Source organism: Prosthecobacter sp. Pr1 (assembly GCF_057652315.1).
In genome coordinates this window covers 164122-177111 of the sequence record NZ_JBYFBS010000012.1, presented here as the reverse complement: position 1 = coordinate 177111, position 12990 = coordinate 164122, and the positions used below count along the sequence as shown (strand labels likewise).

General features: G+C 59.7%; 11 protein-coding genes. 6 read left to right on the top strand and 5 right to left on the bottom strand.

The features are described from left to right. Window positions 1-74 precede the first annotated feature (74 nt). Window positions 75-1433, top strand: a complete 1359-nt coding sequence (gene thrC / locus AC24GY_RS19340) for a threonine synthase (RefSeq protein WP_487686513.1) — start codon at window positions 75-77, stop codon at window positions 1431-1433. Window positions 1434-1487: 54 nt separating this feature from the next. Next, window positions 1488-2093, top strand: coding sequence for a hypothetical protein (locus AC24GY_RS19335; protein ID WP_487686511.1), 606 nt, complete (start codon window positions 1488-1490; stop codon window positions 2091-2093). On the opposite strand, the gene argA is transcribed toward AC24GY_RS19335, so the two are convergent. From argA to AC24GY_RS19320, 3 genes are read right to left on the bottom strand one after another with little or no spacing between them, the layout of a single operon-like run. Next, a complete protein-coding gene (gene argA / locus AC24GY_RS19330) occupies window positions 2077-3405 on the bottom strand; it encodes an amino-acid N-acetyltransferase (protein ID WP_487686509.1) in 1329 nt (442 codons plus the stop codon). The two genes, AC24GY_RS19335 and argA, sit on opposite strands and share 17 nt — an antisense overlap. Then, entirely contained in the window at window positions 3402-3686 is a 285-nt protein-coding gene (locus tag AC24GY_RS19325) for a hypothetical protein (protein WP_422317940.1), read from the bottom strand. The genes argA and AC24GY_RS19325 overlap by 4 nt, the downstream gene beginning before the upstream one ends. A 1-nt stretch (window position 3687) precedes the next feature. Next, a complete protein-coding gene (locus AC24GY_RS19320) occupies window positions 3688-5073 on the bottom strand; it encodes an MFS transporter (protein ID WP_422317942.1) in 1386 nt (461 codons plus the stop codon). A 204-nt stretch (window positions 5074-5277) separates the two neighbouring features. On the opposite strand from AC24GY_RS19320, the gene AC24GY_RS19315 reads away from it, so the two are divergent. Both AC24GY_RS19315 and AC24GY_RS19310 read left to right on the top strand, forming a co-directional pair. Then, window positions 5278-6006 (top strand): peptidoglycan recognition protein family protein, encoded by a 729-nt coding sequence (locus AC24GY_RS19315; RefSeq protein ID WP_487686506.1) that lies wholly within the window; start codon window positions 5278-5280, stop codon window positions 6004-6006. A gap of 6 nt (window positions 6007-6012) precedes the next feature. Further along, window positions 6013-6939 (top strand): hypothetical protein, encoded by a 927-nt coding sequence (locus tag AC24GY_RS19310; RefSeq protein ID WP_487686504.1) that lies wholly within the window; start codon window positions 6013-6015, stop codon window positions 6937-6939. 5 nt (window positions 6940-6944) lie between these two features. Here the strand turns inward: AC24GY_RS19310 and AC24GY_RS19305 are convergent, their stop codons facing one another. Further along, on the bottom strand, window positions 6945-7871 hold the full coding sequence (locus tag AC24GY_RS19305) for a dihydrodipicolinate synthase family protein (RefSeq protein ID WP_487686502.1): 927 nt from the start codon (window positions 7869-7871) through the stop codon (window positions 6945-6947). Between the two features lie 67 nt (window positions 7872-7938). Here AC24GY_RS19305 and AC24GY_RS19300 point away from each other — a divergent pair, with 67 nt between their 5' ends. Then, on the top strand, window positions 7939-9258 hold the full coding sequence (locus AC24GY_RS19300; protein ID WP_487686500.1) for a PQQ-binding-like beta-propeller repeat protein: 1320 nt from the start codon (window positions 7939-7941) through the stop codon (window positions 9256-9258). Window positions 9259-9360: 102 nt separating this feature from the next. Then, window positions 9361-10731 (top strand): DUF1501 domain-containing protein, encoded by a 1371-nt coding sequence (locus AC24GY_RS19295; protein ID WP_487686498.1) that lies wholly within the window; start codon window positions 9361-9363, stop codon window positions 10729-10731. Window positions 10732-10771: 40 nt separating this feature from the next. Here AC24GY_RS19295 and AC24GY_RS19290 read toward each other — a convergent pair whose 3' ends face one another. After that, window positions 10772-12976, bottom strand: coding sequence for a M60 family metallopeptidase (locus tag AC24GY_RS19290; RefSeq protein WP_487686496.1), 2205 nt, complete (start codon window positions 12974-12976; stop codon window positions 10772-10774). Between the last annotated feature and the right edge of the window lie 14 nt (window positions 12977-12990).

Below are 12990 nucleotides of genomic sequence, written 5' to 3'. Positions count from 1 at the left end.
CCGCGCATGATGTCCGCAGAGACTCGTTGAGTCTCCCCGATTTCCACGCATGAATACTCCCCTCAATCATTCGCATGCATTACCTTTCCACCCGCGGCCAGACGAAGCCGCATACTTTTTCTGAAGCCGTTGAAGCCGGGCTGGCACCGGATGGCGGACTGTTTCTGCCGGAGAAGCTGCCGAACATCGCTGACAAACTGCCAGCGTGGTCAAAGCTGACCTATCCGCAGCTCGCGGCAGAGTTTTTTACGCTCTTCGCGCCGGAGATCAGCAATGCCGAGTGGCATCAGCTCACGGCGGAGGCGTACCGGCGCTTTGATTCGCCCGACGTGGCTCCGCTGAAGAAGATCACGGACAAGACTTACGTGCTTGAGCTGTTTCACGGGCCGACGCTGGCCTTCAAGGACTTTGCGCTGCAACTTTTGGGACTGCTCTACAAACGACAGGTTGAACAGACTGGCAAACGCCTGTCCGTCCTTGGTGCGACTTCGGGAGACACTGGCTCAGCGGCAATTCATGGATGTCTCGGGCGCGATGGCATCACGATTTTCATTCTCTATCCCAATGGCCGCGTCGCGCCGTTGCAGGAGCGCCAGATGGCCTGCACGGGAGCGGACAACGTCTTTGCCATTCCCGTGCCCGGCACCTTTGACGACGCGCAGCGCGTGGTGAAGGAGGCCTTTGGCGACACCGCTTTCGCGAACTCGGTGAACCTCTCCGCCGTGAACTCGATCAACATTGCCCGCGTGCTGGCGCAGTGTGTTTATTACATCTGGGCGTCATTGAAGCTGCCGGAGAGTTCACGTGCCACGGCGGAATACGTCGTGCCCACCGGAAATTTTGGCAATGTAATGGCCGGATGGATGGCGCAGCAAATGGGCATGCCCGCAGGCGGCTTCCGTGTGGCAACGAATCAAAACGACATCCTCCACCGCTTCTTCACCAGTGGTGAGTACAGTCAGAGCGACGTGCACCCCAGCCATGCTCCGAGCATGGACATCCAAGCTGCATCGAACTTTGAGCGCTTCCTCTATTACATCCTGGGTCAAAGCTCCGAGCGCGTGCGTGAGGTGATGACGCAGATCAAATCCGGCGCTCCATTCAAGATCGAACTGCCCAAGACCTCCCTGCGCTCCACACGCATGGATGATGATCAGATCGTCCGCGTTATCACCCAGATGTGGAAGGACTGGCAATATGTGCTGGATCCGCACACCGCCTGCGCCTTCACCGACATGGCGCAGGACCGCGTCAGCGTCGTGCTGGCCACCGCAAGTCCGGCGAAGTTCCCCGAAGTGGTGCAGCAGGCCACGGGCAACGAGCCTACGCATCCGACGCTCGAGGCGCTGAAGTCGAAATCGCTGCAAACCTGGCCGATGGCTGCGGATGTGGCGACGGTGCAGGAGTTCATCCGGCAACGAACAAGTCACTGAAGCAAGGCTTGACGTGCAAGGCGGCAGCTTGGTTTAATACCCAAAAGGCCCCTCATGAAACTACCGTCCCTTTCCTTCGACTTCATCAAATCAACGGACCTTTCCCCCTACCTGACCAAGGGGGTGGATTCGGGCAATGGTGTGACGCTCATGATCGGAGATTTGTACACCTACCTCCTGCTCGGTAGCGGGCCGCTGCTGATCATCGCCGCTTTCGTGCTGGTGAAGGTCATGTATGGGCGGGTGAAATTCTTTGCGCTGGAATATGGCAACGGCGGTTTCTTTGGCCGCCTCAAGGCCATCGGTCCGTCCATTGTCCTGGGAGGGATGCTGTTTTTGCTGGGTGCTGCTACCACTTGGCTGGGATGGCAGAGCATGGGCTATTCAGTGACTCTCAGCGCCCAGGGGCTGCACGAGGTGACGCGCAGCCAGTCCATTCGATATGAATGGTCCGATGCGACGAGCGCTGCCGAGCGCATCAAATCGACGGATTTCTGGGTGGCCTTCGCCAAGGATGGCCGCAAATGCCGCGTTGATTTTCAGCAGCGCTACATCGGTGAAAAACTCCAGGACAAGTCGATCGCGATTGTCGAGCAGGCGCTGGCTTATTCCAAGGTGCCGCGTCTCAAGCAGGACGGCAGTTCTATTTCAGCGCCTTGACCAGCACCTTTGAGTTCCGTCCGCTCTTGTCGTACTTTTCACGGCGGCTGAGCGGCAGGGCGCCAGGATCGGTCACGGTGTAACCCATCTTTTCCTCGAAAAAGCGAAAGGCCTGTGTGCTGAGCGCCACGATGATCTCGCAATTCCGCTGCCGCGCCTGTTCTTCGGCGAAGGCCACCAGCTTGCGGCCGTGGTTCTTATTTTTGTGCGAGCGACGCACAAAGAGGCAGGCCAGTTCGGCGATTTTTCTGCCGTCCTCCTCATAAGCATGCACGGCGACGGAGCCGATGGGGTTGCCATCGAGTTCGAGCACGAAGAAGTCTTTGATCTTGGATTGAATCTGGTCGCGTGTGCGTGGCACCAGCGCGGCATCGTCCACGCTCTGCTGCATCATGGAGAGCAGGGCAGGGACGTCGGAGGCGCGGGCCTTGCGGATCTGCTGGTAATCATCGGCATGGATCATCGTGCCGACGCCTTCATTGGAGAAGAGTTCGGCCAGCAGCGCTTCATCCTGCGTACCATCCACGATGTGAACCCGCGGCACGCCTTCCTGGCAGGCCAGTGCTGCGTAGCGCAGCTTCGAGAGCATGCTCACATCATGCTTGGAATCCTTGCGTTTATGCATCTCCTTCGCTTCCGCGACCGAGAGCTGCTCCAGACGGGTGCCGTCGGCGGCGGTGATGCCAGATTCGGCCACAAAGATGACTTTCGCCGCCTGCAGGGCGATGGCGACCTCCACGGCCACCGCATCAGAGTTCAAACGCAGCGTAGCGCCTTTGCCGTCATAACCGAGCGGTGGCAGAATGGGGATGATGTCGGCTTTGAGCAGTGCCCGAAGCGATTCTTCATCGACGCGCTCGATGCGGCCCGTGAATTCGAGATCAATGCCATCTATCACGCCCGCTGGATGCACCGCGAGCGCATTGGAAACAGCCACGGGCATTTCCAGCGCCGTCAGATCAGCCATCAGGTCGCTGCACTGCCGCATGATGGCGTCCACCGCGATCTCGATGCCTGCGGCATCGGTCCGGCCCATGCCGTCGTCATTGTAGAGAGAGATGCCGCGCTTTTCGGCCAGCATGCGCACCTGCGCACGTGCGCCAAAGACGAGCACGACTTCGATGTTCAGAGATTGCAGCACCGCCACGTCCTGGAGCAGGCTGGCAAAGCCCGGCTGCATCATCAATGCGCCATCAAAGGCGATCACAAAAACGCGCTGCCGGAATTGAGGCACGTAGCGCAGGATGCCGCGCAAGTCTTCGAAACGCTGCTGGGGTTTGGCGGGGTCGTTGTTCACTGTTTGAGTGATCAAGATAGCACAACACCAGCAATTTCGTCCCAAAGTTTGTCGATCTCCTTGGGGCCGCGCGAAGGCCTGTCGGCTTTCGAGAACCAGTAGTCCGCGTTCCACTGGTCGCCTTCGATCACATGGAGAAGCGCATGAATCCAGGAACCCATCTTGGTGTGGATGTCCTGCGCGATGTTGTGCGCGGCGTCCCAGTTTCCCTGCTTGGCATGCCAGAGGGCGAGCGCCTCGGGGGAAACTGCTTCTGCCTGAGCCTGCGTGGTGGTCTTGAGTTCTGCAGCGGTCATTTCAATCGTCTTGCGGCAACGGCTTGCCCTTGGTTTCAGGAGCGAACGGCAGAATGATGATACCCATGAGGAAGATGGCGCACATGGTCATGGCCGCGTAGCGCAGTGGCAGCGCAGGATCCTGGGCAGCGAACTTGCCATAGATGCCGGAAGTGAGTGTGGCGGAAAAGAAGCTGCCACCGGCGGCGGCGAAACGGCCCAGGTTGTAGCAAAAGCTGGTGCCCGTGCTGCGCAGCTTGTTCGGGAACAACTCCGGCAGATAAATGGCAAAGCCGGCGAACACACTCAGCTGTGCGGTGCCCATGAGGAACATCATCCAGCGCGCTGAGATCGGGTCGCTCATCTTCCAATAAACGAGGAAGGTGGAAATGAGTGCGGCACTGAAGCCCAGGAAGAAGGCCAGGCGGCGGCCCAGCTTGGCCACATTGGTGAACAAGGTCATGCCGACCGCAGCACCCATCATGTTCCAGAGATAGGCCACGGAGATGGCATTGTTCACTTCGGCGGCCACCTTGTCAGGAGCGACGCCCGCCTTTTCAAAGTACTGTTTGAACACCACCTTCTGCAAATCGACGGCATATTCACCGATGGCCCAAAGGCCGATCACGCCCGTGCTGGCGATGACGGCGCCCACGAACAGGTTTTTGCGCCAGCGGGCGCTGGCCAGCAGACTGGCATAAGGGGCGAAGATGCTGCCTTTCGGCAGCTGGTTGGTGTCCTTGAGGTGCTGCCATGAGGCAGGCTCCTTGAGGTAACCACGGGTGAAGATGATCATCAGCGCAGGGGCCGCGCCGATGAGGAACATCCAGCGCCAGCCAGATCCGGCGGTGATGGTGTGATTCGCCTCCAAGGCATCAATGCCGATCTTTGCAAAGCCTGCGGTGATGTTCCCGATGGTAGAGAGAATCTGAAGCAGTCCAAGGCACTGGGTGCGCGCGCCATTGGGAACGGTTTCAGCGATCAATGCCACGGCAAGGCCAAACACGCCGCCCACGCCCACGCCGGTGAGGAAGCGGAAGATGGTGAAGTCGAGCTGGGTTCGGCTGAAATAGCTCAGGCCGGTAAAGGCGGAGTATATCAGGATCGTCAGCGTCAGCATTCGGGCGCGGCCGAATTTGTCTCCCAAGGCACCGAAGGTCAGTCCGCCGACGCCCCAGCCGATGAGGAAGCAGGCGGTGACGACCTTGCCGAAGGCCTGCAAATCAGGATTCGTCGGCGGCAGCTTCATCAGTTCCACCAAGGCCGGCACACGAGCGAGCGAAAACAGGCGCTGGTCCAGGCAGTCAAAGAACCATGCGGCAGATGCGACGATCAGCACAAACCAGTGGTAGCCGGTCAGCTGCTTGTACCAAGGCGCATTGGAATCGGGAAGGGACGGGGTGCTCATGAGAAGCGCGGATGTTGAATGACGTGGAGGAGGATGACAATCCCGAAATCAAAGGAATCATGCCGCACCACAGGGGTCGTTTCTTTCACCTATTCGTGGTCGGCTGGAGAAGTTTATGAGACCAGAATGTGCGGCAGGTACGTTCTGCATGAACTTGCTTGAACAAGCGCATTGAATTTTGACCATTGGCCTTTAAACACTCTTATGCGCAAAAACGTCGCAATCTTCCTACCACTGACGCTTGCCTTCATTGTCGCGGCCTGCGCCACCTACGACGGCTCTCGCGTGGCACGCTGGGAGTCGCGGTTTGCGCCGGTGCCGCCCGGGGCGATGACGCCGGACCAGCTGCTCGCCGAGGCGCGCATCAAGCTCGACATCATCCCCGCCGGCACGGTGGGCCGCCGCTACTACCGGCCGATGAATCCGCGCTACATCACCATTCATAGTACGCAGAACTACACCGGCAATGCTTACCAGCACGCGCTGGCGCTGAAGCGTGGCGCACTGCGCGCGACGAAACGCAAGGGGGGCAACCGCATCGGCTTTCTCACCTGGCATTTCACCGTGCAGGATGACATCGCCATCCAGCACCTGCCCTGCCGTGAGCAGGGCGAGCACGCTGATTTCGACGGCGTCGGCAACAATTACAGCATCGGCATCGAAATGTGTGAGCACCATGGCAATGACCTTGGCCAGACCATTGACCGCACGGCACGGTTGGCGGCGTATCTGATGCGTGCGTATAACATTCCGCTGGATCACGTGGTGCCGCACTATCATTGGCCGCGTGTCGGAGTCAGCCCGCTGCACAAAGACTGTCCGCATTTCCTGCTGGAACATGGCCGCCCGGGTCAGACCTGGCGGTGGTTTCAGGGCCGTGTTCAGTTTCATTACAACCGAATGCTGCAAGGTCCGGCAACGCCGCTGGGTTGAAAAAACATGAATGCGTTTCTGCTCCAGTTTGTGTTCGCACTCACGGCAGTTTCTGCCTGCTGCGGGCAGAGTGCGGTCGCGTGGCCGGAAAAGCCGGTGCCCAGCACGAGCAAGCAGGTCGCCATCCTGGAAAACAAGCGCCTCAATGAAAGCTCCGGTCTGGCGCTGAGTGTCCGTGATCCCTCGATTTTCTGGACCTCGAACGATTCCGGCGGCGAGCCATGTGTCTTTGCCATCGACCGCAGTGGTAAAACGCGCGCCAAGGTGCGTGTGCGAGATGCGGCGAACTTTGACTGGGAGGACATCGCTTCCGGCAAAGATGAGCAAGGAACTCCGACGCTCTTCATTGGCGACATTGGCGACAATCTTTACATCCGCGCCTCGATTCAGGTCTATCAGATCCACGAGCCTGAAATCAGTGCGGCGGGCCAGCCTGTGGCGGAAACTGAAACCGCCGCGCCGCAGATCTGGCGCGCCAACTATCCCGACGGGAAGTACAATGCCGAAAGCCTGCTCGTGCACCCGCAGACACGTCGCCTTTACGTCCTGACCAAGAGTGATGACGGCAGGTGCGCGCTCTATGCTTTTCCACAGACGTTGCAGCCCAAGGTGAGCATGGTGCTCGAAAAAGTGGCCGACCTGACTTTTCCGAAGTTAATTCGCGCCGGCAAGCGCCCCCATGACAACTGCATGACCACGGCAGCGTGCTTTTCGCCGGATGGATCACGGATGGTCGTCTCCACTTACAGCAGCCTGTATGAGTGGCTGCTGCCCAAGGAGAAATCCCTCGCGGAGGCCCTGAAAGAAGCGCCGGTGCGCATCGAACCCCAACTCCTGCGGCAGCTGGAAGGAGTCTGCTATGACAGCGACAGCCGCACGCTGTGGATTATCAGCGAACACCTGCCGACGCCTCTGATTCGGATCACACGCTGATCTGCTTATTTGACCCACTCGAAAAAGCCCATGGCTTCGAGTTCGCCGTGCAGCCGGTCCTTTTGTGCGGGAGTGAGCGTGGTGTTGGGAAGGCGCGCCGGACCGACATCGACCCCGAGCATCGCCATCACAGCTTTTGCCGCGCCCATGTAGCCATAGTTGACAAGGGTGCTGATGATCTGCACCCCGCGAAACTGCTCTCGCTGAGCAGCAGCAAAATCGTTCTGAGCAAACGCGGCCAGCAGTCGCAGGTAAATAGGAGCGGCGAAATTGAACCCGCTGCCGACAGCGCCCTTTGCACCCATCGCCAAAGCACCGAGCATGTGCTCATCGCAGCCAAAGGGCACGTCCCAGGCACCATTGTCGGCACGCAGCGCGTACTGGTAGGCCATGAGGTCGGGATTGGTGAATTTGACGCCGGCCAGATTCGGGATGCGCTTGCCTGCCTGCTGCAGGAAGTCGGGCACCGAGAGATTCACGCCCGTCATCGAAGGGATGTCGTAGTAGTAGAAAGGGGTGTCCGGCGCTGCTGCAGCGATCTGGGCCATCGTCTCCACCAGCACCTCGACATTCTTGGGTTTGAAATACATCGGCGCCAGCGCTGCGATGGCTGCTGCGCCCAATTCCTCGGCCTGTTCCGCCAGCGCTTTCGCATCGGCAACGCAGTTGGCCCCCACGTGCACCACCACGCGCATAGCGGTGCCCTTCGTGACCGCCATCCAGAATTTGGCCAGGAGATGGCGCTCTTCATAGGTAAGCGAGTGGCTTTCGCCGGTGCTGCCACCGATGAAAACGGTGTTCACTCCTTTCGACAGGAGGAACTCCAGTTGTTTTTCCACGACCTTGAGATTAAGGGAGCCATCGGGATGAAATGGCGTGTGGGTGGCCGTGACCAGGCTGTGCAGGCGTTGGGAGTCGGGCAGGTTCATCATAATGCTCCAAACCTGCGATACACGAAATCCTCTGCAACATGATTCATGGTGGTGAGTTTGTTTGTCCATGCGCGCTGCCTTTTTCATCCTTCTCCTGCTGTCCGCCATGCTCCGTGCCGATGACTGGCCGCAGTGGCTGGGGCCTCAAAGCGACAGCGTCTGGCGCGAGTCCGGCATCATCGACACCTTTCCAGCAGGTGGTCCCAAGGTGCTATGGCGCGCGAAGATCGGTGGTGGCTACACCGGTCCGGCCGTCGCGGAAGGCCGGGTTTATATCATGGACCGCCAGGTGGCTGAGAAGAGCAACGTGCCCGGCAATGCCTTTGCGCGGGGCATCATTCCCGGCACCGAGCGCGTGTTTTGTCTGGATGCGAAGTCGGGTGCGCTCGTTTGGGAGCATCGCTACGAATGCACTTACACGATGAGCTATTCCACCGGCCCGCGCTGCACTCCGGTGGTGAGCGGTGGCAAAGTGTGGACTCTCGGCGCGGAGGGAAACCTCCTGTGCCTTGATGCCGCAAACGGCAAGGTGCTATGGTCGCATGACTTCAAAGCCGAATATGGAGCGAAGACACCGATGTGGGGTTTTGCCGGACATCCGCTGCTCGATGGACAGCGCCTGATCTGCCTCTGCGGCGGACCCGGCAGCGTGGCGGTCGCTTTTGACAAGGACAGTGGCAAAGAAATCTGGCGTGCGCTGGATGCGCGCGAGCCCGGTTACTGCCCGCCGACGATGATTGAGGCCGGGGGCTCAAAGCAACTCATCCTCTGGCATCCGCAGGCAGTGAATTCGCTCGATCCTGCCACGGGAAAAGTGTTCTGGTCCTATCCATGGGAGGTGCGTTTTGGCCTCACCGTAGCCACACCACGCCTTGCTGGGGATCTGCTCCTCTGCAGCTCCTTCTACACCAGTTCAAAATGCTTCAAGCTGGATGCCTCCAAACCAGCAGCCACGCTGCAATGGGAAGGCAAAAGCTTCAGCGAAAAGAATACGGACACACTGCACAGCCTCATCAGCACTCCGTTCATCGAGAACGGTCACATCTACGGCGTCTGCAGCTACGGTCAGCTCCGCTGCCTGAAGCTCGACACCGGCGAGCGTCTCTGGGAAACCTTCGCAGCCACCACTGGCGGCCCGCCCGTCCGCTGGGCGAACGCCTTCATCATCAAACATGAGAACCGCTTCTTCCTCGCCAACGAGCAGGGGGATCTCATCATCGCCAATCTCACACCCCAAGGCTATGAGGAGATCAGCCGCGCCAAGCTGCTGAAACCCACCACCACCGATCCACGCCGGGCCGTTGTGTGGTCACACCCTGCCTTCGCCAACCAGTGCGTCTTCATGCGGAATGACGAGGAGATTGTATGCGCTTCACTGGCGAAGTGATTCTCTGCTCCGAAGAATTCCCGGCTGGCAGCCGTATGGTTGCACATGCCTTCTGCCTCGCCCAAGTCTGTTTGTTCCGGTCCCTTGGACCGACGTGGCTTCATGCGCTTCGGACTCACGGGATTTGCGAGCCTGGGCTGGCCGGGATTGCTCAAGCTGCGCGCTGAGAATGCCGCGAAGCCTGCGCGTGAACGCACCGCTGTCATTTTGGTGTGGCTGCGAGGTGGTTGCTCGCACCTCGACACCTATGACCCCAAACCGGACATCGGCAGCGAGTATCGTGGTCCGTTTAAGACCATCAAAACGAAAGTGCCCGGAATGCAGCTCACCGAGTTGATTCCATTGCAGGCAAAGATCGCCGACAAATTCACCCTGCTGCGCTCCATGACGCACACCGGTGGCGGACATCCGGCGGGATCGCTGCAAATGCTCAGTGGCGATACGGATGCGCGTGACAAACCCAAGCCCTTGCTGCCGGACTGGATGACCGTGGCGAATTTCATGCGCTCGAAAAACAAGCGCGGCAGTCCGTTGCCGAACTACATCGGCGTGAACCCGATCATCAATTACGACAGCTTCACCATCGCCGGCCCGGGGTTTGTCAACGCTGCCTATTCGCCGCTGGCGGTGCTGAGTGATCCCAGCCGCCCGGATTTCGCCGTTCCAAACGTCGGCCTGTCCGACCCGTCCAAGCTGGCCCGTCTGAATGACCGCATGGCCTTGCTGCACAGTCTCGACAATCTGGAACGCAACGTCGATGCCGCTGGTGAAATGGGCGCGATGGATCAGTTCGAAGCGCAGGCGATGACGCTGCTCACCAATCCGCAGACGAGGCATGCGTTCGATCTCTCCAAAGAAGACAATCGCACACGCGAGCGCTACGGCATGCATCGCTGGGGGCAGCAGCTGCTGCTGGCGCGACGTCTCGTTGAATCGGGTGTGGAGATCATCACAAGCTGTCTTGATGGACCGCAATGCGGTCGTGTGGGCAACTGGGACGATCACGCCGTCAACCACCATGTCTTTGATGCGCTGCGCTTCCGTGCTGGAGCCTTCGATCAGGCCGTTTCAGCATTGATTGAGGATGTGTATGCGCGTGGCCTCGACAAACGCGTGCTCGTCGTGGTCAGTGGGGAGTTTGGGCGCACCCCAAGAATCAGTCACGTTGCCAGTTCCGGCGCAGGCGAGGCCAGTGCGCCGGCGGGTGTCGTGCAGCCGGGCCGTGACCACTGGCCGCGTGCCTTTACCAATCTCTGGGCCGGGGGCGGCCTGCAAACCGGCGGCATCATTGGTGCCAGCGACAAACGCGGTGAAGACGTGGCCGAGCACGCCTGCTCGCCGCACGATTTCCTCGCCACGATCTACCACCATCTGGGGATCGACTCCGCCAAAGAAACGATCAACGACTTCAGTGGCCGCCCCACTCCCATCGTTCCGAACGGGACACCCATCCGCGAATTGATTCGAGTGTAGGTGAGAGGTCGCAGGGAGGCGGGAGGCGAAGTAAATTGCCTCACATCCCTTTCGGCATCCACGGATCCAGCTTGCTCACTTCCGCCTTCGCGGCTGAGCTGACGGGAATGCCCCAGGCATCGAAGAAGGGGCCAAGGTTCTTGTTCGTGATCTTGGAGTAGCGCACGAGGAACTGGTCACGGCGCTCGTCATCGCCCTTCGGAGCGGGGCCGTATGAGGAGTCATCAAAGCTGTAGAGATATTTGCGCCAGCTCTCCCAGCCGAACTCCTGCATGAGCTGGATGTAGGTGGTCAGCGCGGTGAAGGGCTCGTTTTTCCACACCTGCCACTTGTTGGACGCCTTCTTGATCTTTTGAATGTTCTCCTTGCGCGCTTCTTCAGTGATGGCGGTGTGGCCGATGAGCCAGTCTTTCTTCAAGACGGCGTCATAGCAGTACATGCCGATGACGTTGTTTGTGACCTCGCCGGTGCCATCGAAGGTGAAATCGCCACGCTGATGGTTGTGGCCGATTTCGTGGTAGAAGCCCCAGCCGGGGAACTTCAGTTTGCCAAAGGTCGTCATCTCCGGTGCGGCGCTCGTCGGAATCATGATCGGATAACCGCTGTGCATGTAGCCGGCGCTGATTTGCACATCGGCCACGATGCGTTCGGGGCGTTTGCGTTCGGCTGTTTGATTGGTGATGTCGTCCTGCGCTTCGACGATCTTCTTCCAGAACTCCATGAGCTGGGTGGGATTGTTGATGGCGCGCGCGACCTCGGTGGGGCAGCTCACGATCATCTTGTCGCAGGCGAGCTCGGCCCACGGGGCGGGGCGCTTTTTAATCTCGCTCCATTTGGCATCGTCATCCTGACCGAGCACGAACAGCGGTGCAGGCACGGCGTTTTGAATCGTGGCGGTGAAAGGCTCGTCGTCCTTGGCGCGGCCTGGAACTTCGATGTAGATGAGCCCGCCAAAGGAGCTGGCGGTTTTCGTGGTGGCGGTGGCTAATCCGACGCTGCGGGTGATGTCCGGTGCGCGTTCCCATTTGTCGAGATGGTAAAGCGTGTCGCTGTGGCAGCCGATGCGCACGGCGTAGCCTTTGTCTGCGAGTTTTTCCGGCAGTGTGACGGTGATGGTGTCGCCTGCGGCCGCATAGAGGCCGGTGCTGGTCCAGCCGGGAATGCTGGGAGTCACTTTGATCTCTCCCGAGACACGTGGTGCACCCTCAGGCACTTTGCCGGGGAAGGATTCATGCGCAGGATGGGCGGCCACGCCTTCACCGGCGGCAAGGCGCAGCACGCGTGTCTCCATGCCGAGGCGCAAACGCTGCGCGGCATTTTTCTCGGCGGTAAGCGGTACCTGTTTCGTCGGCACCACGGCATCGGCGCCAGAGTTGCCCAGTGCGGCGAGCACAGCGGTCTTCAGATTGCTGCGGTCCGGTGGTTGAGCCGCCATGGCGATCTGGATGGCGTTCGTGCCCTGCTTCATCTGCTCAGCCGTCAGCGCCGGGCCGCCGTCGCGTTGCTTTTTGATCGCGCTGATGGCTTCCGAGGCGTTCATCATTTGGGGCAGTTCCACGCGTGCCTCAAAGCTGCGTAGCTGGTCGAATGCACTCATGTCCGTGATCGCGATGCCTGCGGGCATCAGCGCCTGGTTGAGGCCGTGCGACACCGCCAGGTCTTTGCCGCCGCTGGTCTGGCTGAAAGCCCAGCCCGTCATGCCGCCGATGAAGCCGCCGCCGCCTTTGACATACTCGGCCACCGCCGCGCCTTCCTCGGCGCTGATGATGCCCTGCATGTTGACGATGACGACATCGAAGTCGCTCAGGCTTTTCTTGTCGATCTTGTCAAAGGTTTCCACTTTGAATTCGTGCTGTTTGTACAAATTGACCGCGTTCACGCCTTTAAGGCCCAGACGAGGCTTTTCTTTGTTGGCCGCCCAATTCACGCAGTTCTCCATGAGCTTCGCGTGATCTCCGCCTTCACCCCCGGCGAGGTAGCTGTTGTGACCAAAAAGAATGACGCGCCCCTTGGCATAACCTGCCGCCGCTGCGACGGCGATCTCGACCCCATCTTTGTCAGGCGCGGAGAGAATGGGGAATGCCATGTTTCCCCAGATGCCGATGGGGCCCGGCGCACCTGCCTTCGGCACCGATTTGACGCCGCCGAGGATTTTGGCGCGTTCGGCATTCACGAGCGCAGGCGGCATCTGCGCATGCAGGACCCCGACAAAAGCGAGGAGGACGAGGGTGGTGGCTGATTTCATGGTTGGTTGAAAAA

What these genes read in the sequence shown, in the direction of transcription:
- thrC (WP_487686513.1), top strand. Translation starts at nt 75, where the DNA reads ATGCATTACCTTTCCACCCGCGGCCAGACGAAGCCGCATACTTTTTCT.
- AC24GY_RS19335 (WP_487686511.1), top strand. Translation starts at nt 1,488, where the DNA reads ATGAAACTACCGTCCCTTTCCTTCGACTTCATCAAATCAACGGACCTT.
- AC24GY_RS19325 (WP_422317940.1), bottom strand. Translation starts at nt 3,686, where the DNA reads ATGACCGCTGCAGAACTCAAGACCACCACGCAGGCTCAGGCAGAAGCA.
- AC24GY_RS19320 (WP_422317942.1), bottom strand. Translation starts at nt 5,073, where the DNA reads ATGAGCACCCCGTCCCTTCCCGATTCCAATGCGCCTTGGTACAAGCAG.
- AC24GY_RS19315 (WP_487686506.1), top strand. Translation starts at nt 5,278, where the DNA reads ATGCGCAAAAACGTCGCAATCTTCCTACCACTGACGCTTGCCTTCATT.
- AC24GY_RS19310 (WP_487686504.1), top strand. Translation starts at nt 6,013, where the DNA reads ATGAATGCGTTTCTGCTCCAGTTTGTGTTCGCACTCACGGCAGTTTCT.
- AC24GY_RS19305 (WP_487686502.1), bottom strand. Translation starts at nt 7,871, where the DNA reads ATGATGAACCTGCCCGACTCCCAACGCCTGCACAGCCTGGTCACGGCC.
- AC24GY_RS19300 (WP_487686500.1), top strand. Translation starts at nt 7,939, where the DNA reads ATGCGCGCTGCCTTTTTCATCCTTCTCCTGCTGTCCGCCATGCTCCGT.
- AC24GY_RS19295 (WP_487686498.1), top strand. Translation starts at nt 9,361, where the DNA reads ATGCGCTTCGGACTCACGGGATTTGCGAGCCTGGGCTGGCCGGGATTG.
- AC24GY_RS19290 (WP_487686496.1), bottom strand. Translation starts at nt 12,976, where the DNA reads ATGAAATCAGCCACCACCCTCGTCCTCCTCGCTTTTGTCGGGGTCCTG.